General features: G+C 72.1%; 17 protein-coding genes. 8 read left to right on the forward strand and 9 right to left on the reverse strand.

Annotated features, from left to right (window positions below):
• Positions 1-58: 58 nt before the first annotated feature.
• The gene (locus ACZ6O5_RS15610) at positions 59-643 is read right to left on the reverse strand and encodes a hypothetical protein (protein WP_465977665.1); all 585 of its coding nucleotides are present in this window, start codon (positions 641-643) and stop codon (positions 59-61) included.
• 16 nt (positions 644-659) lie between these two features.
• Positions 660-3,131 carry a tetratricopeptide repeat protein gene (locus ACZ6O5_RS15615; RefSeq protein WP_465977667.1) on the reverse strand — a complete coding sequence of 824 codons (2,472 nt, stop codon included), beginning with the start codon at positions 3,129-3,131 and terminating at the stop codon, positions 660-662.
• A gap of 217 nt (positions 3,132-3,348) precedes the next feature.
• Here ACZ6O5_RS15615 and ACZ6O5_RS15620 point away from each other — a divergent pair, with 217 nt between their 5' ends.
• Positions 3,349-4,650: a murein hydrolase activator EnvC family protein gene (locus tag ACZ6O5_RS15620; RefSeq protein ID WP_465977669.1), complete on the forward strand. Its 1,302-nt coding sequence runs from the start codon at positions 3,349-3,351 to the stop codon at positions 4,648-4,650.
• 115 nt (positions 4,651-4,765) lie between these two features.
• The gene (locus ACZ6O5_RS15625; protein WP_465977671.1) at positions 4,766-5,119 is read left to right on the forward strand and encodes a nuclear transport factor 2 family protein; all 354 of its coding nucleotides are present in this window, start codon (positions 4,766-4,768) and stop codon (positions 5,117-5,119) included.
• A 119-nt stretch (positions 5,120-5,238) separates the two neighbouring features.
• On the opposite strand, the gene ACZ6O5_RS15630 is transcribed toward ACZ6O5_RS15625, so the two are convergent.
• Complete coding sequence (locus tag ACZ6O5_RS15630) at positions 5,239-5,982, reverse strand: alpha/beta fold hydrolase (RefSeq protein ID WP_465977673.1); 744 nt, start codon at positions 5,980-5,982, stop codon at positions 5,239-5,241.
• 56 nt (positions 5,983-6,038) lie between these two features.
• On the opposite strand from ACZ6O5_RS15630, the gene ACZ6O5_RS15635 reads away from it, so the two are divergent.
• A complete protein-coding gene (locus ACZ6O5_RS15635) occupies positions 6,039-7,001 on the forward strand; it encodes a helix-turn-helix transcriptional regulator (protein WP_465977675.1) in 963 nt (320 codons plus the stop codon).
• Here the strand turns inward: ACZ6O5_RS15635 and ACZ6O5_RS15640 are convergent.
• The 4 genes from ACZ6O5_RS15640 to ACZ6O5_RS15655 all read right to left on the reverse strand — a co-directional run bounded on the left by ACZ6O5_RS15640 (position 6,976) and on the right by ACZ6O5_RS15655 (position 11,777).
• Positions 6,976-8,604 carry an MFS transporter gene (locus tag ACZ6O5_RS15640; RefSeq protein ID WP_465977677.1) on the reverse strand — a complete coding sequence of 543 codons (1,629 nt, stop codon included), beginning with the start codon at positions 8,602-8,604 and terminating at the stop codon, positions 6,976-6,978. The two genes, ACZ6O5_RS15635 and ACZ6O5_RS15640, sit on opposite strands and share 26 nt — an antisense overlap.
• A 70-nt stretch (positions 8,605-8,674) precedes the next feature.
• Positions 8,675-9,220 carry an AAA family ATPase gene (locus ACZ6O5_RS15645; RefSeq protein WP_465977679.1) on the reverse strand — a complete coding sequence of 182 codons (546 nt, stop codon included), beginning with the start codon at positions 9,218-9,220 and terminating at the stop codon, positions 8,675-8,677.
• A 13-nt stretch (positions 9,221-9,233) separates the two neighbouring features.
• Positions 9,234-10,145 carry a class I SAM-dependent methyltransferase gene (locus ACZ6O5_RS15650; RefSeq protein WP_465977681.1) on the reverse strand — a complete coding sequence of 304 codons (912 nt, stop codon included), beginning with the start codon at positions 10,143-10,145 and terminating at the stop codon, positions 9,234-9,236.
• Between the two features lie 135 nt (positions 10,146-10,280).
• The gene (locus ACZ6O5_RS15655; RefSeq protein WP_465977683.1) at positions 10,281-11,777 is read right to left on the reverse strand and encodes a hypothetical protein; all 1,497 of its coding nucleotides are present in this window, start codon (positions 11,775-11,777) and stop codon (positions 10,281-10,283) included.
• A 450-nt stretch (positions 11,778-12,227) separates the two neighbouring features.
• Here ACZ6O5_RS15655 and ACZ6O5_RS15660 point away from each other — a divergent pair, with 450 nt between their 5' ends.
• From ACZ6O5_RS15660 to ACZ6O5_RS15670, 3 genes are all read left to right on the forward strand, one after another.
• On the forward strand, positions 12,228-12,542 hold the full coding sequence (locus tag ACZ6O5_RS15660) for a hypothetical protein (protein ID WP_281934990.1): 315 nt from the start codon (positions 12,228-12,230) through the stop codon (positions 12,540-12,542).
• A gap of 165 nt (positions 12,543-12,707) precedes the next feature.
• Positions 12,708-13,058 carry a hypothetical protein gene (locus ACZ6O5_RS15665; RefSeq protein WP_465977685.1) on the forward strand — a complete coding sequence of 117 codons (351 nt, stop codon included), beginning with the start codon at positions 12,708-12,710 and terminating at the stop codon, positions 13,056-13,058.
• Between the two features lie 107 nt (positions 13,059-13,165).
• The gene (locus ACZ6O5_RS15670) at positions 13,166-13,735 is read left to right on the forward strand and encodes a GNAT family N-acetyltransferase (protein ID WP_465977687.1); all 570 of its coding nucleotides are present in this window, start codon (positions 13,166-13,168) and stop codon (positions 13,733-13,735) included.
• Positions 13,736-14,013: 278 nt separating this feature from the next.
• Here ACZ6O5_RS15670 and ACZ6O5_RS15675 read toward each other — a convergent pair whose 3' ends face one another.
• Positions 14,014-14,772 carry a helix-turn-helix domain-containing protein gene (locus ACZ6O5_RS15675; RefSeq protein ID WP_465977689.1) on the reverse strand — a complete coding sequence of 253 codons (759 nt, stop codon included), beginning with the start codon at positions 14,770-14,772 and terminating at the stop codon, positions 14,014-14,016.
• Between the two features lie 168 nt (positions 14,773-14,940).
• On the opposite strand from ACZ6O5_RS15675, the gene ACZ6O5_RS15680 reads away from it, so the two are divergent.
• Together ACZ6O5_RS15680 and ACZ6O5_RS15685 are read left to right on the forward strand one after the other, a co-directional pair.
• Positions 14,941-15,084: a hypothetical protein gene (locus ACZ6O5_RS15680; protein WP_465977691.1), complete on the forward strand. Its 144-nt coding sequence runs from the start codon at positions 14,941-14,943 to the stop codon at positions 15,082-15,084.
• On the forward strand, positions 15,071-16,285 hold the full coding sequence (locus ACZ6O5_RS15685; protein ID WP_465977693.1) for a helix-turn-helix domain-containing protein: 1,215 nt from the start codon (positions 15,071-15,073) through the stop codon (positions 16,283-16,285). Before ACZ6O5_RS15680 ends, ACZ6O5_RS15685 begins: the two co-directional genes overlap by 14 nt.
• Here the strand turns inward: ACZ6O5_RS15685 and ACZ6O5_RS15690 are convergent.
• The gene (locus ACZ6O5_RS15690; protein ID WP_465977695.1) at positions 16,254-17,093 is read right to left on the reverse strand and encodes an SDR family NAD(P)-dependent oxidoreductase; all 840 of its coding nucleotides are present in this window, start codon (positions 17,091-17,093) and stop codon (positions 16,254-16,256) included. The genes ACZ6O5_RS15685 and ACZ6O5_RS15690 overlap by 32 nt on opposite strands.
• Positions 17,094-17,188 lie beyond the last annotated feature (95 nt).

Genomic DNA, 17,188 nt, shown 5'->3' on the forward strand with positions numbered 1-17,188 from the left:
AACGTACGCGGAAGCGATCGCGCGGACACCCCCTGGGGATGTCGCGGCGGAGTCGCTCCTATACGCGCAGCACCGACACCGCGGCGACGCGTTGTCCCAGCCGGGGTGCCGTGGGCGGTCCTCGGGAGGCGGCCGGCGACGACCAGCGCAGACGGCCGGGCGTGGAAACCGTCCGCGTCACCAACAGCGCCGCGGCGAGCGCCAGCGCCGTCCCGAACGCGCCGATCACCGCGAGGCACACGGCCCAGCCCGGCAGGTGTCCCGGCGTACCGTCCGGCGCGGCGGCCAGCCCGGGGCACCCGTCGCCGGCGCACCCGCTCGGGACGGCGACGCTCATCGCGGCAGCGACGCTCATCGCGGCAGCGACGCTCATCGCGGCAGCGCCGCTCATCGCGGCAGCGCCGCTCATCGCGGCAGCGCCGCTCATCGCGGCAGCGCCGCTCATCGCGGCAGCGCCGCTCGTCAGGTCCGCTGCCGGTGCCGTCGCCGGATGCGCGCCCGGGGGCATCCCGTGCCCGGCGTGGCCGCCGGGCATCGCCAACTGGTGACCCAGGCTGTGCATCGCCGCGAGCCCGATCAGGGTGGCGGCCAGCAGCAGGAAGCGGACGACCCATCCGCCCCGCGTCGCCGACACACCGGTCACGGCCATCACGCTACCGTCACCCGGTCTCGCGTACCGGCTTCGCGGCGCTCGTCCACCGGGCGAGTCGTTCACGGGTCCTGACGATGTCGGGATGGCTCCTCTCGAGCACCGTGAGCCGGTCGGTGAGCACCCTCTTCAACAACGCCACCGCGAGGTGCGGATCCCCCTGCTCGCCGTACAGTTCGGCAAGTGACGCCTCAGTGGTGAGGGTGTCCGGGTGGTGCGTGCCGAGGGCTTCCCGACAGTCCCTGACGAGCTGCTGCATGTCGCGCAGTGCCCGGGCGGAGTCGCCGGCGGCGGCACGCCATCGGGCCAGTCGGTACCGGGTCGCGAGCGTGTCGCGATGCTGGGCGCCGAGTACGCGACGACGGTCGTCGAGCAGCGATTCGAATGCCGCCGCGGCGGCTGCCGGCTCACCCGCTTCCCCGAGCCAGTGGGCGAGATGGTGTCGGGTGTCAAGCGTGTCCGTGTGGTCGTCGCCGAGAATGCGGACGCGATCCATCAGGACCGACCGGAGTGCCGCGACGGCGCCGCGCGGATCGCCTGCGTAGCCGAGCCATCCGGCCAGGCTGTTGCGGTTGTTGAGGGTGTCCGGGTCGTCCGGGCCCAGAATCCGGATTCGATCGGCCAGCAGTGCGCTGAGTTCCGCGACCGCTCGCTGCGGCGCACCCGCGCGCCCGTGCCAGCCGGCTGCGTGGTGGCGCGCGTTGAGTGTCTGTCGGTGGCGTGGCCCCAGTGCCCGTTGGCAGTCCGCGACGAGCCGCTGGGCCGCAGCGGCGGCGTTGCGGGGTGCCCCGGCTTCGCCGCGCCAGAAGGCAAGGTCGCCACGGGCGGCGAGCGTGTCCGGATGGTCTTCGCCGAGGAGTCGCGACGCCGTCTCGTTCAGCCATTGCGCGAGTCGTACGGCTGCCGCCACGTGACCGGCTCGACCGAGGCTGGTGGTTGCCCGGAACAGCAGTGGGTGCACGCCGTCGCGGACGAGTTGGTCGCCGGCGTGCCGGTGGAGTGCGAGCGCGTTGGAGTGCAGAATTTCTTCCGGCAAGTCGTTGCCGCCGGTGTCGAGCCAGATGGCGTTGAGCGCGTCCGCCGCCGCACGGAGTGCGTGTCGCCGCCGAGAACTGCCGAGGCCGTCACGGGTGGCCCGCTGGACCAGGGCGTGCACCCTGACCACAGCCGCCGAGTCGTCGACGGTCACCAGGTTCAATCGGTGCAGGCTGCCCAGCGCGTCGGAGGCGTCGCCGGTTCGGAGTTCGGCGGTCGGTCGCCGCCGGGCGAGGTAGGCGCGGACGGCTGCGTGCTCGAAGAGCACGACCGGAATGCCGTTGGGATCCAGCCAGGCGGCCGTGTCCAGTAGGGGACGCGCCAGGCCCTTCGGGCGCAGACGGTCGGCGAGCCGGACCGACAGTGACCAGGTCGCGCTGACGGCGGCGTGATAGTCGTCCGGCAGGGCGTCGGGCTCGGGCAGGAGGTCGGCGAGTTTCGCGAGCCTGGCGGTGAGCCGTCGTCGGTACTCCTGGCAGGTCAGTCCGCGATCCTGGATGTAGGCGGCGGCCTGACCCATCGCCACCGGCAGGTGTCCAAGGTCGTTGGCCAGTTGGGCCGCTCCGTGCATGCGCTGTGGAGCGGTGGCGAACTTCTTGGTGAGGTACGCCATCGATTCGGCCGGGGTGAAGGGTTGCACGGTGATGAACCGACGACCCTCGTGGGCCAGGGCGGCGTCGCGACGCCTCGTCGTGACCAGAGTTCGACCGTGGGCGGTGTTCGGCGGCCAGAGATCGGCGATGTCGCCGGGAGCCGCCAGATCGTCGAGGACGACGAGCCATCGCCGGTCGGTGCTGGCGGCCCAGGCCAGGAACCTGCGGGCCGCCTCGGTGTCGTCCATCTGGTCGGCGCCGGTCGCGAACTGGGCGGCTTGCGCGTAGGCCGCGACGATGCCGTGGCGGTGGGCGGCATTGGCCCAGACCAGCATGTCCAGGGCGCCTCGGGTCCACAGGTCGAGGGCGTGGGCGACGGCCATCTGGGTCTTACCCACACCGCCCAGCCCGGTCAGGACCGACGTCGGTTCGGAGCTGGTCGTACCCGGGCGGTCAGCGGCCAACTCGCTGCTGATCGGCCGGCGCTGCCAGCAGTCGGCGGCGTGGGGTACGACACCGATGCGGCACGGCCAGTGCGGCTCCCCGGTGCGGTGGACCCGGGCACGGGTCGGGGCGGGCGGCCGGGGCACCGGCGAGTCCCGCATCCGCTCCGCGTAGGTGCGCGCGGCATGGACGTCGTACTCGGTTCCACCGAGTGCCTCGGCGATGGCGGCTGCCGCGTCCGGGCTCGGCCGCTTCCGGCCGCGAAGGACCTCACTGAGGAAACCGACCGAGTATCCGGACCGGGCGGCGACCGCCCGCAGTGATGGGACAGCCCCGCGACCGGATGTCTCAGCGGGGGCGCGGAGGCGCTGCCAGAGCACCAGAATCTCGGCCTCCCACGCCTCCGACACCCCGCCATTGTCCAGCTCTGCGTAGTCGACAACAACGCTCCGTGTCGGTGCGCCCCTGCTGGTGCGCCGTTCACCGTTCGCTCATGATCGCTCGCTGGTCCGCCGTCACCGCAGCTCAAGCCCCCTGCCGGGGCGGCTGTGTTCGCTGTCCACACCGTTGACGAGCCCCGGTGCCGACGCTTGGCGAAACACCCGTACGAGCTAGAAGGGAACTCGGATGAGACCTCAACTGATCGGCCGCCGGGTGGCGGTGGTCAACCTGGTGGCGTCGCTGATCGCCATGGCGAGCGCGCTCGCTCCCGACTCCGCCTCCGCCGCCACCGACGGCGACCTGTGGTGGCCCTCGAACGGAACGGTGACCGGCACGTGCGGCGAGCCCCGTCCGACCCACACCCACAAGGGGACGGACATCGCCCGCAGCCCCTCCACCGAGGTGTACGCCGCCTACGACGGCACCGTCCGGTGGAACGCCGTCGGCGCCGACCCCGCCGGCTACGGCAACTATCTCGACGTCGTCCACGCCAACGGCTGGTCGACCCGCTACGCGCACCTGCGGGAGACGCCCACGGCTCCGCTGGTTCCCAACGGCGCGACGGTGAGCCGCGGGCAGCTCATCGGGCACACCGCGGTCAACGGTGACTCCACCGGGCTGCACGTCCACTTCGAGATCCTCAAGAACGGCGCCTTCCAGTGCTCGGCCAACGCCGGCCGGGGCACGGTGATCACCGCGAAGACCCGGACCTCGATCAACATCGGTGCGACCTCCGGCGCGGAACCGGTCACCAACGGCGCCGGCGTGCACGTCACCGGCCCGAACTCCTACACCGACGTGTCAAGCACCGGCCAGGTCTACGCCTGGAACGGCGGCTACTTCGGCGGTTCGCCGACCGGCTACTCCGGGCGCTTCACCGACGCGAAGGTGACGTCGAACGGGGCAGGTTACTGGCTGCTCACGTCGATCGGGCAGATCTACGCCTACGGCAACGCGCCGTACAAGGGCGGCAGCCCCACGGGATACAGCGGGGAGATCGTGGCCATGGCCGCGACGCCGGACAACCAGGGCTACGTCATGCTGAGCGCGACGGGACAGGTCTACGCCTACGGCACGCCGTACCGTGGCGGCAGCCCGGGCGGCTACTCGGGGAGCTTCGTCGACATCGAGATGACCCCGGACGGCGGCGGCTACTGGTTGCTCACCTCGATGGGGCAGGTCTACGCCTACGGCAACGCCGCCTACCTCGGCGGCTCGCCCACCGGGTTCAGCCGGGCAATCGTCGCCATGTCGCGGACGAGCGACGGCCTCGGCTACGTCCTCGTGAGCAAGGCCGGACAGATCTACGCGTACGGCAACGCCCAGTACCAGGGCGGCTCACCGGCCGGCATCACCGGAGAGATCGCCGATGTCAGCTACCGAACCGACGGCCAGCCCGGCTACGTGATGGTCTCCACCACCGGGCAGCACTACGCCTACAACACGTCCTTCCTCGGTAACCCCACCGGAGCAAGCGGCGTCTTCTAGCAGGGGTAGCCGAGTCGGCCGGTCGCTCCCGAGGCGACCGGCCGGTTCGGCGACCGCGGTTCTGCCGCGAGCGAATCCGCTTGTCCCGCGGTCGTGCGCTGGAGAGGATCGGCGGATGGATCTCCATACTGCGGAACGGCAGCTCCAAGCCGCGCAGCGCGCCGGTGATGTCGAGGCCCTCGACGCGCTCCTGCACCCCCGGGTCGTGGGTGCCGGGCCGGACGGCTCGGTCTTCACGAAGGAGGACGACCTGGAGGGTTACCGCTCGGGAGCCCTGCGCATCACCAGCCTGGTGGAGGAGTCGCTCGACGTCCAGGAAGACGCCGAGACGGGGGTGACCCGCATGGTCGCCGCGGTGGATGCCGTCCAGGGCGGTGCCGTCGTGTCCGCGCGGTTGCGCTACACCCGGCTGTGGGTGCGTGCGGACGGCAACTGGCGGGTGTTGGCCGCCACCTTCGTCCCGGTCTAGAACCTCGGCAGTCGACCCGCTGGGCCGCCACGCACGGCGTCTGCGGCCTCTTGCTGCCCCGCCTCGATTGCGCGCCGGCGCCCGGGTGACCTCGGTGCTGGTCGCCCGGGCGCCGCGGGCTATGCCGTCGGTCTGGCCCGGTGCAGGATCCGGGCCAGCTCGGCCGGTCGGCTGAGCATCGGCCAGTGCCACGTCGGCAGTTCCTCGTACCGCCACGAGTCGCCGCCCATGTGCCGACACAGCGGCACGGTGGCGGCCATCCCGCGTGCCTGCTCGACGGTGAAGCTCGACAGCACGCCGAGGCGGGGCAGCTTCTCCCACGCCCCGGTGAGCCGCACCGGGCTGGTGGCGGTCGCCCACGGTTGGGCCGTCGACCGCTCACCGAGCAGCGCGACGATCGATTCATCCACATCTGCTGCACCCGCCGCCAGGTCGGCCCAGGGCGGGGGTGGCAGCCGCCAGCCGTCGCCGTGTTCGGCCACCACCGCCGCGTTGCGTTCACGCTCCCGGGGTGGGTTGAAGTCGTCGTTCGTCGCCCCGTCGGGCAGTGGGCCGGTGTCGACGAAGACCAGTTGGGCTATCCGGTCGGTCATGCGGTCGGCGGCGGCGGTCGTCACGACCGCGCCGGCGTAGCTGTGCCCGACGAGGACCACGTCGTGCAGGTCCTCGTAGCGCAGCAGGTTGACCACGTCGGTGACGTGGACGTCGAGGTCGGTGTCCGGGCGGGCCAGGTGGGCGCGCTCGCCCGTGCCGGTCAGGCTCAGCGGGTACACCTCGTGGCCGTGCCCACGCAGCGCGGCGGTGACCGGGCGCCAGGCCCACGCGCCGAGCCAGAACCCGGGAACCAGTACGAAGGTCGTCATGCGGTGCACGCTACGATCAATACCGGACAGATTCCGCCCGGAAAGGAGTCAGATTCTTGGCCCGCCCCACCGCGCGTGTCCTGGCGTTGCTGGAGATCCTCCAGGCCGGCGGTGGCTTCACCGTCGCTGACCTGGCCGGTCGGCTGGGCGTCGACGAGCGCACGGTCCGCCGCTACGCCGCGCACCTCGCCGACCTCGGCATCCCGGTCGAGGCCCGACGCGGTCGCTACGGCGGGTACCGGCTCGCGCCCGGATACAAGCTGCCACCACTCATGCTCACCGACGAGGAGGCGGTCGCCGTCATGCTCGGGCTCGTCGCCGCGACCCGGGCGGGGCTGGTCACCGCCGAAGGCGCGGCCGCCGAGAGCGCGACCGCGAAGATCCGCCGGGTACTGCCGGCCGTCCTCGCCCGGCGGATCGACTCGCTGCTGGAGACCGTGGACTTCACCGCACCGGTCCGGAAGCCCGCCCCGCCCGGCATCGAGGTGCTGCTGGTGCTCGCCGAAGCGGCCCGACATCAGCAACCGGTGAGCATCACGTACACCACCTGGCGCGGCCGGGCCGGCGAGCGGCAGCTCGACCCGTACGGGCTGGTCTTCCACGCGGGCCGGTGGTACGTCACCGGCCACGACCACGACCGCCGGGCGGTACGCACGTTCCGGCTCGACCGCATCGGGACTGCCCGCCCCACCCAGGGCCGGTTCGACATCCCGGCCGGCTTCGACCCCACCACGCGGGTACTTGCCGGTCTGGCTGCCGTGCCGTACGCGCACGACATGTCCGTGGTGCTGCACACCAGCCTGGCGCAGGCGCAGCGACGGATCCCACCGTCGGTCGGCACGCTCACCGAGGTGCCCGACGGCGTACGCCTCACCGCCCGGGTCGAACGGCTCGACGGTGCGGCACAGATGCTCGCCGGGCTCGGCTGGTCCTTCACGATCGACCGGCCGGACAAACTCAGGGACGAGGTGCGGGCGCTGGCAGCCCGACTGCTCACCGACGCCGACGCCGGAAGGTGAACGGCTCCGGAGGCGAAGCGCCGATTCCGAGGTCAGCGCGCCCGTGTCCGCCGCGAAGGCGCGTACCGCGGAAGCTCACCAGCGGCGGCTGCCGGGCCGACGGCCGGCGCCGGTCGCGGCCGGCCGGCCGACCGGCGCCGTCGGTGGCGTGCAACGCGCAGTGCACCAGGTGCGTGGTCGGGGACGCGGCGGCCGCGCCGGTCGTCCGGCGAATGGTCAGCGCCGCGAGCAGTCCACCGGCCAGGCACAGGGCCGCGCAGATCAGTACCGCGGTATGGAAGCCGGCGGAGAACCGGGCCGGCTGTTGCCAGTCACCGCCGGTGATGCCGGCGGCCGCGGGCAGTACCGCGACGGCGATCAAGCCGGCGGCACGGGCGACGTCGTTGTTGACCGCCGATGCGATGCCGGCCTGGTGGGCCGGCGCGGCATCGAGCGCGGTCGCGGTCAGCGGGGCCACCGTGGTGGCCAGGCCCAATCCGAACACGATCACCGCCGGCAGGACCTGGGTGGCGTACGTGCCGCCGGGGCCGACGCGCACGAGCAGGCCCAGGCCGACACCGACCAGCACCGGTCCGACGCTCATCTGCACGCGCGGGCCGATGCGGGCCGCGAGCGCGCCGGAACGCGCCGACAACAGCAGCATGATGAACGTGACCGGCAGCAGCGCGATGCCGGACTGCAACGGCGTGTACCCGCTCACCTGCTGCAACTGGATGGGCAGCAGGAACAGGGCGCCGCCCAGCGCACCGTAGACGATGAAGGTGATCGCGTTGGTGGCACTGAACTGCACCGAGCGAAACAAGCCGAGGGGCAGCATCGGCGTCGCCGAGCGGTGTTCCCAGGCCAGGAAGCCGGCCAGCGCCGCCGCGCCACCGACCACCGAGGCCAGCACCACGGGATGCGTCCAGCCGGCGCTCGGCCCCTGGATCAGCCCGTACGTCAGACCGACCAACCCCAGGGTGACAAGTGTGCCGCCGGTGGCGTCGATGCGGCCGACGGCGTCCCGGTCACGGGACTCGGGCACGTGCCGCAGCGCCACGGCCACGACCAGCGCGGCGAGCGGCAGGTTGATCAGGAAGATCAGCCGCCACGACCCTACGGCGACCAGCCAGCCGCCCACGAACGGGCCGACCGCGGTCGCCACGCCGCCCAGGCCGGACCAGGCGCCGATCGCGCGGCTGCGGTCGGCCGGCGTGAAGGCGGCCTGGAGGATGGCCAGGCTGCCCGGGGTCAGCAGGGCGGCTCCGACGCCCTGCAGCGCACGCATCGCCACCAGCATCTCGGCGGTGGGCGCGACGGCGCACAACAGCGACGCGACAGCGAACCACACCACCCCGGCGACGAACACCCGCCGTCGCCCGTACCGGTCTCCCAGCGCGCCCGCGACCAGCAGCAACCCGGCCAGGGTCAGCGTGTAACCGATGACCACCCACTGCAACGTGGCCAGCCCGGCCTCGAACTCCCGGCCGATCGCCGGCAGCGCGATACCGACCACGGTCGCGTCGATCGAGGCCATCGCGGACCCGAGCACCGTGGCCGCCACCGTCCACCGCCCGGACGCGCTCGAAAACGTCAGGCCCGACTCGGCCTCGGGTGCCCTCACTGCCGGATCCACGATGCAACTCCCCGCCGGCGGTGTGGCCGCCGGTAGCGCCAGTGTCTGCCTGATGCTGTCAGGACAACACGGCGGTGTGCCGTTGGATGAACGTGACGCGTGCGGCGACGTCACTCCGGGGCAGGGTGTGGAGTTCGTAGCCGTGTTGGGTGTAGGCGGCGACCACCGCGTCATGGGTACGCACGGCTTCGGCGAAGTCCTGGTGTCGTTCGCTGTCGGTGGTGTAGATCCGCGGCCAGGGCGGGGCGACGAACACACGCTGGTGATAGCGGAACAGCCGTGCTGCGGCTGTCACGTGCGCGGGGACGGGCTGGCCGAGTAGGAGGTGGTAGCCGACGAGGTCCGGGATTCCGCGGTCGAAGAAGACGGGTCCGGGATGCCGGCCGGCTTGGCGGTAGGAGCGGATCTCCCAGCTCAGCATGACCTCGGCGAACAGTCGTGAGTCCCCGGTGTGCAGCGCCTGGCCGCCGATCGACAGCTGGTCCTGGATGATCTGTCGCCCCGCTTCGTCGACGCAGGCGTGACCGGCACGCCGCAAGCTGTCGATCAGCGTGGTCTTGCCGGCTCCGGGGCCGCCGGTAATGACGATGTACCTGCTGCTCACGTCGTCCCCTCTGCTAGGTGCCCACGCCCGGTGCTGCTCGACGCCGTGCCGTCGCGGGGTGTGGACGCCGGGCACGGAGGAACGCCGTGGCCGTCGTGCGCCGGGTGGGCGTGCCGGCCGCGACCAGGGCGGTCATGTACGTGTCGAGACGTGCGCGCTCGTCGTCGGTCAGGGCGGCGGCGATCGCTTCGCCGTACGTGGGGACCAGGGGGTTGGGCGCCGCGCGCTTGAGTGCCGCCCAGTCCTCGATCGGGTCGGCGGGCACGTCGACCCGGGCGCGGTAGTCCAGTTCCACCGCCTCGAAGCCGGCGGCCGTCGCCCAGTCGACCAGGTCACGTTCGTCGAAGTCCATCATCGGTCGCGTGGCCTCCCCGCTCCGGTAGACGTCGCCGACCCTGGCGAACAGGTCGTGCACGGGCGAGTCGCCGGTGCCGAACAGATCATCCGGCCGGAGCCGTTCCGCGAAGCGGTTGATGGGCTCGAACAGGGAGATCCGTCCGCCCGGCCGCAGGACCCGGAGGAACTCCGCGAAGGCGGCGGCCTTGCGGTCGGAGTAGATGAGCACCGACCGGGTGGTCACGACGTCGACGGAGGCGTCAGCGATTGCGGTGAGGTCGTCGGCCGGCGCGACCACGAAGCTGCACCGCACGTCACCGCCGGCGGTGCGCCGGCACTCGTCGAGCACATCGGGCGACACATCGCTGAAGATGACGTGACCGGCCGGGCCGAGTCGATCCAGCGCGCCGAACCCGATCAGCCCGGTTCCGCAGCCCACGTCGAGCACCACGTCGTCGGCCGTCAGGGCGGCGCCGTCCAGGACGCCGTCACGGAACGCCGCCAGATCCCGCGCGTGGCGGGCGCGCAGCCCCGCGCTGTCGCCGTCCCGGCGGGTCAGGAGCCACTGTGCCCACTTGTCCGGCGCCACCGGGTCAGCGTAACCGACCGCCCGGCTCCGGGGCCTGGACCGGGCCGTCCCGCGAGACCGCGCCCGGCTTCGGTGGGGCCGCGACCGGTTGTCTCGTCGGTCCGGCAGCGCGGATCGTCGCCGGACTGCCGTCGTTCAGCGGCGGGCCGCGGCGAGGAGTTGCGGCGGCAGCCGGGTCCACCAGTCCGCGACCGCCTGGGCCTGCGGTGGGTACGGCCGGCCCGTCGAGCCGGCCTCGACCTCACGCAACAGGTCCCGGTGGCCGTCGGTGGCCATGCCGTAGGTCAGGGCCCGCAGGATGCCGTCGTCCAGCGTTGACGGCGCTCGCCTCGCCTGCTGCCGTTGGGCGGCCAGGACGCGCTGCCATCGTCCGGCGTCCATCCGCGCCCGCCAGTGGGGGGTGGCGCTGGCGGCGGCATGCCGGAGGGGTGGCGGCGCCGCCGGGTCGACCAGCAGCCCGTAGACCAGCTCCCGGTGGTCCGGGGTCTTCAGGAGAGTCAGCATCCGCAGCGTCGAGGCGACCAGCCCCGGGCCCCAGTCCTTCAGACGTCCCGGCATCTCCCCGAGGACGGCCGAGGCCAATGGCCAGCGGTACGGGGTGGCGGCCACCAGCATGACGGAGTAGAGCCGCAGATCGGCGTTGGGGCTGTGCATCGCCTCTGCGATCAGGGCGGGAAACACGTCGTCGTCGTCGGAAGGCTCGACGGGCAGCAGCCCCCGGGCCCGACGGACCAGGTTGTCGACAAGGACTCCCGGGTCGGCGGAGACGCCCTGCGGGAGGGCCGGGCCGCCGTCGTGGTGGAGGGCGGCCAGTTGGGCTCGCAGGCCGTTCTCGTGCGGTAGGAGGCGGGCCATCCCGGTGAGAAGTTCGCCGCTGAGTGCCTGCACCGCCGGATCAGGACCGGAACCGGCCAGAAGACCCCGGGCAGCGGCGGTGAGCCGCCGCCATTCCGGCGCTGTCCGAAAGTGGCCGGCGCGAAGCTTGCGTATCGCGGCCAACAGGGCGCCCTGATGCGCCAACTCGTTGTGCGGATTGTCGAGCTGGTCGAGGACGTAGCGGTTCGCGCGCCGATCCGCGGTGGCGTCCAGCAGGGACAGCGGAGTGATGAACACCGGGACGGCCCGATCATCGACCATGGCCGTGCAGGTCCGGACCGCCGCGGGGCCTCCGTCCGGGTGTCTCAGCAACCGGCTCATCGCCTCCTGTCGCAGCAGCCACTCCCGACCCTCGGCGACGACGAGTTCACTGAGCAGGTGGTGGCACATCTCGTCCCAGAGCGTGGGCGGGTGCAGCACCAGGCCGGGTCGGCGCCCGATCTCCGCGGTCAGCTCGTCCCAGGCAGCGCCGGTCATCGCGTACGGCACGCGGGCCTGAGCGAGCAGGTCGTGCCACCGCCTCGAAACAGAGGTCTCCGTGACCCGCACGTCACCCTCGTAACGGCGCGTCCCGGTGTCATCGAGGTCACCGTAGAAGCGGTGCACGGCGTCGCTGACCGTGGTGAGGGTCAGCTCGGGCAGCCCCAGGAGGCGTTCGTAGCAACGGAGCACGGTCCGGTTGACCGGCAGGTCACCGCGTTCCCAGCGGGTGATCTGCGAGGGGGCCAGGTCGCGCCCGGAGTCCGCAGCGAACACCCGGGCGAACTCTCGCCCCGAGCGCAGCCGCTGATCTGCCCCCAGAAGCCGGTTGGCTCGCAGCATCCAGCCGATCCGTCGCCGAGGCGCGAGGGGAAGCATGTCCCCAAGGTGCCGGGGTGGTCACTCCTTGTCAACATGCCATCGCGGTGCGCACGTACGGGTGCGGCCGTTGCGCGCCTTTCTTCGCGCGCAACGGTCCAGAGCGGAGAGCCGGGCGTGGGCGAGGCTTCGACGGAGGGCAGCCGCCGACGCACCAGGAAAGCCGGGTGGACGGTGAGGCGGCACGACGAGGAGGAGAAGCAGATGTTCCGGATCAAGCGCCACGACAGAGACGTATCCCGGAGCGGGCGGGCCGGCGACAGGGGCGATGCCGCTGCCGGATCGACCGCACGGCGCCGAAGCCGTGTCCCGGCGCGGCTCGCCGCGGTCGTCGCGGTCGGTGCCACGGTGCTCAGCCTGACCGCTGCTCCGGCCCATGCCAGCTGGCACGCCGCCAACGTCGGCGGCAGCGGCGTCAACGTCCGTGACTGCTACCACCCGACGAAGCCGCCCTGGCCGGGCACCTCATGCAGGCTTCAGGCCACGCTGGCGCCCGGCACCGCCGTGCACGTCGTCTGCCAGTACGTCGGCGAACTGGTCAACGGGGACACCATCTGGGACTACATCGTGTATCCGGGCGGCGAGGGCTACGCCGCCGACTACTACATCGACACCCACACCACCTGGTATCGGATGCCGTGGGTCGACGAGTGCGACTACTGAACTCTCGCGGGCGACGCGGCACGGGCAGCCGGGCCCGGTGAGTACCTGACGGGGCCCGGCACCCCAGCTCAGACGCAGCGGAGGTCCTGCCCGGTCGGACAGTGGACTCGAAAGCGCCGGCTCCATGAGGCATAGCAGGTCGCGCTCCGGGGAATCCTGACGACCATGGCGTCGTACTCGGTGAACAACGCGGCCGTCGCCCGCGCTCGGCGGCTCATCGAAGCCCGGCAGTACGTTCTCGACAGCGACTGGGGTGCCGTGCAACCCCGGGCGAGCGACGAGAACGCCTACCTCGACGGGCACTCGTGGACCGAGTACGGCGAGTGGTTCCTCGCCTGCACGGACGGGGCGAGCGAGGAGACGAAGGGGCGCTACGCCTTCGCCTACGGCGACTTCCGCCGGGTCCACCGCGCCGGGCTCATCGCCTGTGTCTACCGCGCTGCCGAGTGGCGCCACAAGGATGTCGAGCTGGCTGCGCACGAGCTGCTGCAACTGCTCGACCGCACCGCCGGCTGACCGCCCTTCCCGACCTCGCCGTGCGGGGACCCCGGCCCGGCGTGGTCACCTCGCGGAATCGCTGCGCGGGGCAGCGGGCGGTTCGGGCCGTCACTACGGTGCGGAGGATGGACAGCTCCCATCCGCAGGTGGTCGGCGTCGTGCACGAGGTGCCCGGTTCGACCGTACGGCTGCGTCCGGTGGCCGAGGACGATCTGGCGATGCTGCGCCGGTTCGCGGTCGAACCCGGGCTGATCGGGCTCGACTGGGCCGGCTTCCGGGACGCCGCCGCCCCGGGCCGCCGCTTTGCCGAGGACGGCTATCTCGGCGAGCAGGTCGGCGGCCTGATCGTCCAGGTCGAGCCCCCGGACGTCCCGGCGGGTTACCTCAGCTACCAGCAGCGCCGGGGCGGCGGGCGGGCGCCGTACTGGGAGATCGGCATCGTGCTGCTGCCCGAGTGGCGCGGCCGGGGTCTCGGCTGGCGGGCCCAGGCGCTGCTCTGCGACTACCTGTTCAGCCACACCCCGGCGCAGCGCATCCAGGCCGGCACCCATGCCGAGAACGCCGCCGAGCAGCGTTCGCTGGAGAAGGCCGGCTTCCAGTTGGAGGGGGTCCTGCGGGCCTGCGAGTTCCGGGCCGGCGCCTGGCGGGACGGATGGCTCTGCAGCCGGTTGCGCGACGACCCGTCACCACTGTGACCGGATGACTCGGCGCCCCCGGTTCGGCCCCGTGTCGATCTCGCAGAACAGGTGCCATTTCCGTGGTCCTTGTGCCCGGCGGTGAATGCCAGACGGATCATCGGGCCCCGCTCGCGCAGCCACGCCGGATCGGACGATCGACGCCGCCGGCGTGGCGGGACCGGGCACGGGAGGCTGTCGACGCGCAACAGGTCAGCAGTAAGTCAGCGAGGGGCGCACCTGGCCGGACGGACGTCCGGGGTGGACAGGTGTGGTGTGGACCCTCCCACGGAGCCGCGCTACATCGCTCGCGTGTTGTAGCGATCGAGCGTCGCCTTGGATGTCGACGCGTCCCGGAAGACAAGCTCCCAAGGACCGGTGTTGACGTCCATGTCCTTGCCGAAGCCGATCCACTTCCCGGCCATCCGTCGGCCGGTGGGCTCAGCGATGAGTTGGATTGCCCCGTGGTATCGGGCGCCCCGGTAATAGCCGGTGGGGTCGGTCTGCTCGACCCAGGTGCCGGTGACGACGGCACCGTCCACGCTCAGGTCGAGCGAGAGCGACGATGACGCCGAGCCGGGCAGGCTGCGCGCGGTCAGCCGGTCGCCGTGCTGGAGCAGCACGACGAAGTGTTGTCCGGCGAAGGAGTCTCCCCGCCCGCTGGAGTAGAACTGGTAGCGGCTGAGCCACACGCCCTCGTACGACCGGTGGGCCGAGGTGGGCTTGGCCGTCGGTGTGGGCGTGGCCAGGTCGGACACGGAAGAGGTCAGATCGTGGCCGCCGTGGTCGTCGTCGGTGACGTGCCCGTTGGGCACTGCGGCGAAGCCCAGGAGCGAGATGGGTAGCCCGGTGACGACTTCCAGCGCGCGGGCGTAGACGGGGCGCGGCGCGGCGATCGCGCCGGACTCCCATCGCTGGATGAGCCGCTTGTTGGCGTCGTTGGGTTCGCCGACGCGGTGGCCGGCGGCCTGGAGGGCGCGAGCGAAGTCGTCCTGGCTCATCCGCATTCCGGTGCGGACGGCGCGTAACGCGGTATTGGGGGCGGTCATGACCGCCACCCTAGCGTCATGTCGCCTAAATGTCGCCGGCGATGTGGCCGAGTTGTCGGTTCTTGTGCCGTCGCGGCAGGTGACATATCGACGGCACTGTGGAGCTGCGACGGTCGCTGTGCCGCCGCTTTCTGCAGGCGGAGGTGGGGAATGTCGGGCAAGGGCGACGATTCTGCGGTGAGCCGGGGTGAGCAGATCCAGGTGGTCGAGCGGGAGGCGGCGAAGCGGCGGCTTCTGGCAGAGGCGGAGGCGGACCGCATCCCGGTGGAGGAGACCACCCGGGCCGTACCGGATCGGCGGTGGCGTCGTGGGCAGCGTTGAGCTGTTGCCGGTCGGACGGCGGGTGGCGTACTGGCGGGGTCGGCGGAAGCTGTCGCAGCAGGTGTTCGCCGACCGGCTAGGCAAGTCGAAGAGTTGGGTGGACAAGGTCGAACGCGGCGTCCGGTCGCTGGACAAGCTCTCGACGCTTCAGGAGATCGCCCGAGTGCTTCGTATCGACACCGCCGCTCTGGTCGGCCAGGACGTCGCAGCGGCCGAGGTGGCGAGTCGCGGTGATGGCGTCGGGCGGATCAGGGCGGCGCTGTCTCGCTACGAGATCCCGTTGGGCAGGTCGGGAGGTGGCCCGGTGGTGCCGGTGGACCGGATGCTGCGGGATGTGGGGTACGCGTGGACGACGTTCCAGCACGCCCGCTACCCGCAGTTGGTCGACCTCGTGCCGGACCTGCTCACCCATGCACAACGCACCCACGCCGAGGCCCCGGTGGCGGGTCGGGTGCCGCTCGTCGAGGCGTACCGGATCACCGCTTCTCTGTTGCTCAAGCTCGGCGATGCCGAGCTGGCGTGGTTGGCGGTGGATCGGGCGATGCTGGTCGCCACCGGTGACCGGGAGTTGGTGGCCGTCGCGGCCGTGCAGCTCGGCCAGGTGTTACGCGCGCTCGGTCGGGTGCGGGAGGCGAAGGCGGTGCTGCTCGGTGCCGCGTACCGGATCGCCCCGCCCGTGCTGGACCACGGCGCACCGGCGGAGCTGTCCCTGTGTGGGACCCTGCTCGTCCAGGCCGGCCTGGCGGCGGCGCAGGACGGGAACGAGGCCGGCGCCGGCGAACTGCTCGACGAGGCCGACGGCATGGCGCAGCGGGTCGGTGACGGGTGCGACCATCACCGCACCGGGTTCGGTCCCACCGCCGTCGACCTGGCTCGCGCCAACGCAGCCGTCGAAGCCGGCGAGGCTCGTGCGGCGGTCGTCCGACATGAGCGGGCCGTCGCGCGGCCCGGTTGGCGGTGGCTGCCCGCCGAGCACCGTGCCGCGCATCTGCTCGATGTCGCCCGCGCCTACCTGCATGCCGGAGATGCCGGCAACGCGGCTCGCCTGGTGACCGAGGTCGAGCACACCGCACCGGCCGAGATCACGCACCGGCCCGTCGCCCGGGACATCCTCGCCGAGATTGCCCGCGACCCCCGGGCCCCGACCACGATCGCGAAGCTGAGGAGGGTCAGCGGCGGTGCTTGGTCATGCCGGCCATGACCCCACCCATGACGCGGACGCGGACCCGGCGCGGCAGCGGGGCGAGGCTGTCCTTGAGGATGCGGGAGAGTAGTCCGGGAAAGGCGGTGGCCCGGCGGCCGAGCGCGTCGAGTGACCGTTGCGCCACGTCCTCGGGGGTCAGGGTCCTGCCCATGCGCATGCCGGCGGTGTCGGCGAAGCCGCTGGCGACCGGGCCCGGCGCGGAGGCGAGCACGTCGACCCCGTGGGGTCTGAGTTCGGCGTGCAGTCCTTCCGCCAGCGTCTGGACGTAGGCCTTGGTGGCGGCGTAGTTCGCCGCGTTGGGCGCGCCCTGGAAGCTGACGATGGAGCTGAGCAGGATGATCCCACCGCGGCCCCGGTCCGCGAACCGTCGGCCGAACAGCCAGCTCAGGGCCAGCGTCGCGGCGCAGTTGACCTGGAGCATCTCCAGTTCGCGGGGCAGTTCGGCGGCGACGAACGGGCCGGAGGTGCCGAAGCCGGCGGCGGCGACGCAGAGACCGATGTCGGCGCCGGCGGTCGCGGCGGCGAGCGCGTCGAGGCTTTCCGGCCGGGCCAGGTCCAGCGGCAGCACCTGCGCGTCGATGCCGTGCCGCGCGGTGAGGTCGGCGGCCAGTTCCCGCAGCTCGGGCTCGCGGCGGGCCACCAGCACCAGATCGAGACCGCGTTCGGCGAGGCGGTGGGCGATCTCCCGGCCGATGCCGGAGGAGGCGCCGGTGACCAGGGCGGTGGGACCGTACCGTTCGAGGAACCGCTGGTGGGCGCGGCTGCGGGAGGCGGCGGGGGTGGGGTGGGTCTCGGATGTGGTCATGGCGGAGGTCGCCCTTCCGGCAGAGGTGGCTCGCCGGATGCCGGGCACCGAGCGAGTAGCATCACGCGACTCACCGTAGGATCGGTGAGTCGCTT

The organism is Micromonospora sp. NPDC049201, from assembly GCF_055586805.1.

Excerpts from the sequence above, each read along its gene's own strand:
- ACZ6O5_RS15620 (WP_465977669.1), top strand. The coding sequence starts at position 3,349 with ATGAGACCTCAACTGATCGGCCGCCGGGTGGCGGTGGTCAACCTGGTG.
- ACZ6O5_RS15625 (WP_465977671.1), top strand. The coding sequence starts at position 4,766 with ATGGATCTCCATACTGCGGAACGGCAGCTCCAAGCCGCGCAGCGCGCC.
- ACZ6O5_RS15630 (WP_465977673.1), bottom strand. The coding sequence starts at position 5,982 with ATGACGACCTTCGTACTGGTTCCCGGGTTCTGGCTCGGCGCGTGGGCC.
- ACZ6O5_RS15665 (WP_465977685.1), top strand. The coding sequence starts at position 12,708 with ATGGCGTCGTACTCGGTGAACAACGCGGCCGTCGCCCGCGCTCGGCGG.
- ACZ6O5_RS15670 (WP_465977687.1), top strand. The coding sequence starts at position 13,166 with ATGGACAGCTCCCATCCGCAGGTGGTCGGCGTCGTGCACGAGGTGCCC.
- ACZ6O5_RS15690 (WP_465977695.1), bottom strand. The coding sequence starts at position 17,093 with ATGACCACATCCGAGACCCACCCCACCCCCGCCGCCTCCCGCAGCCGC.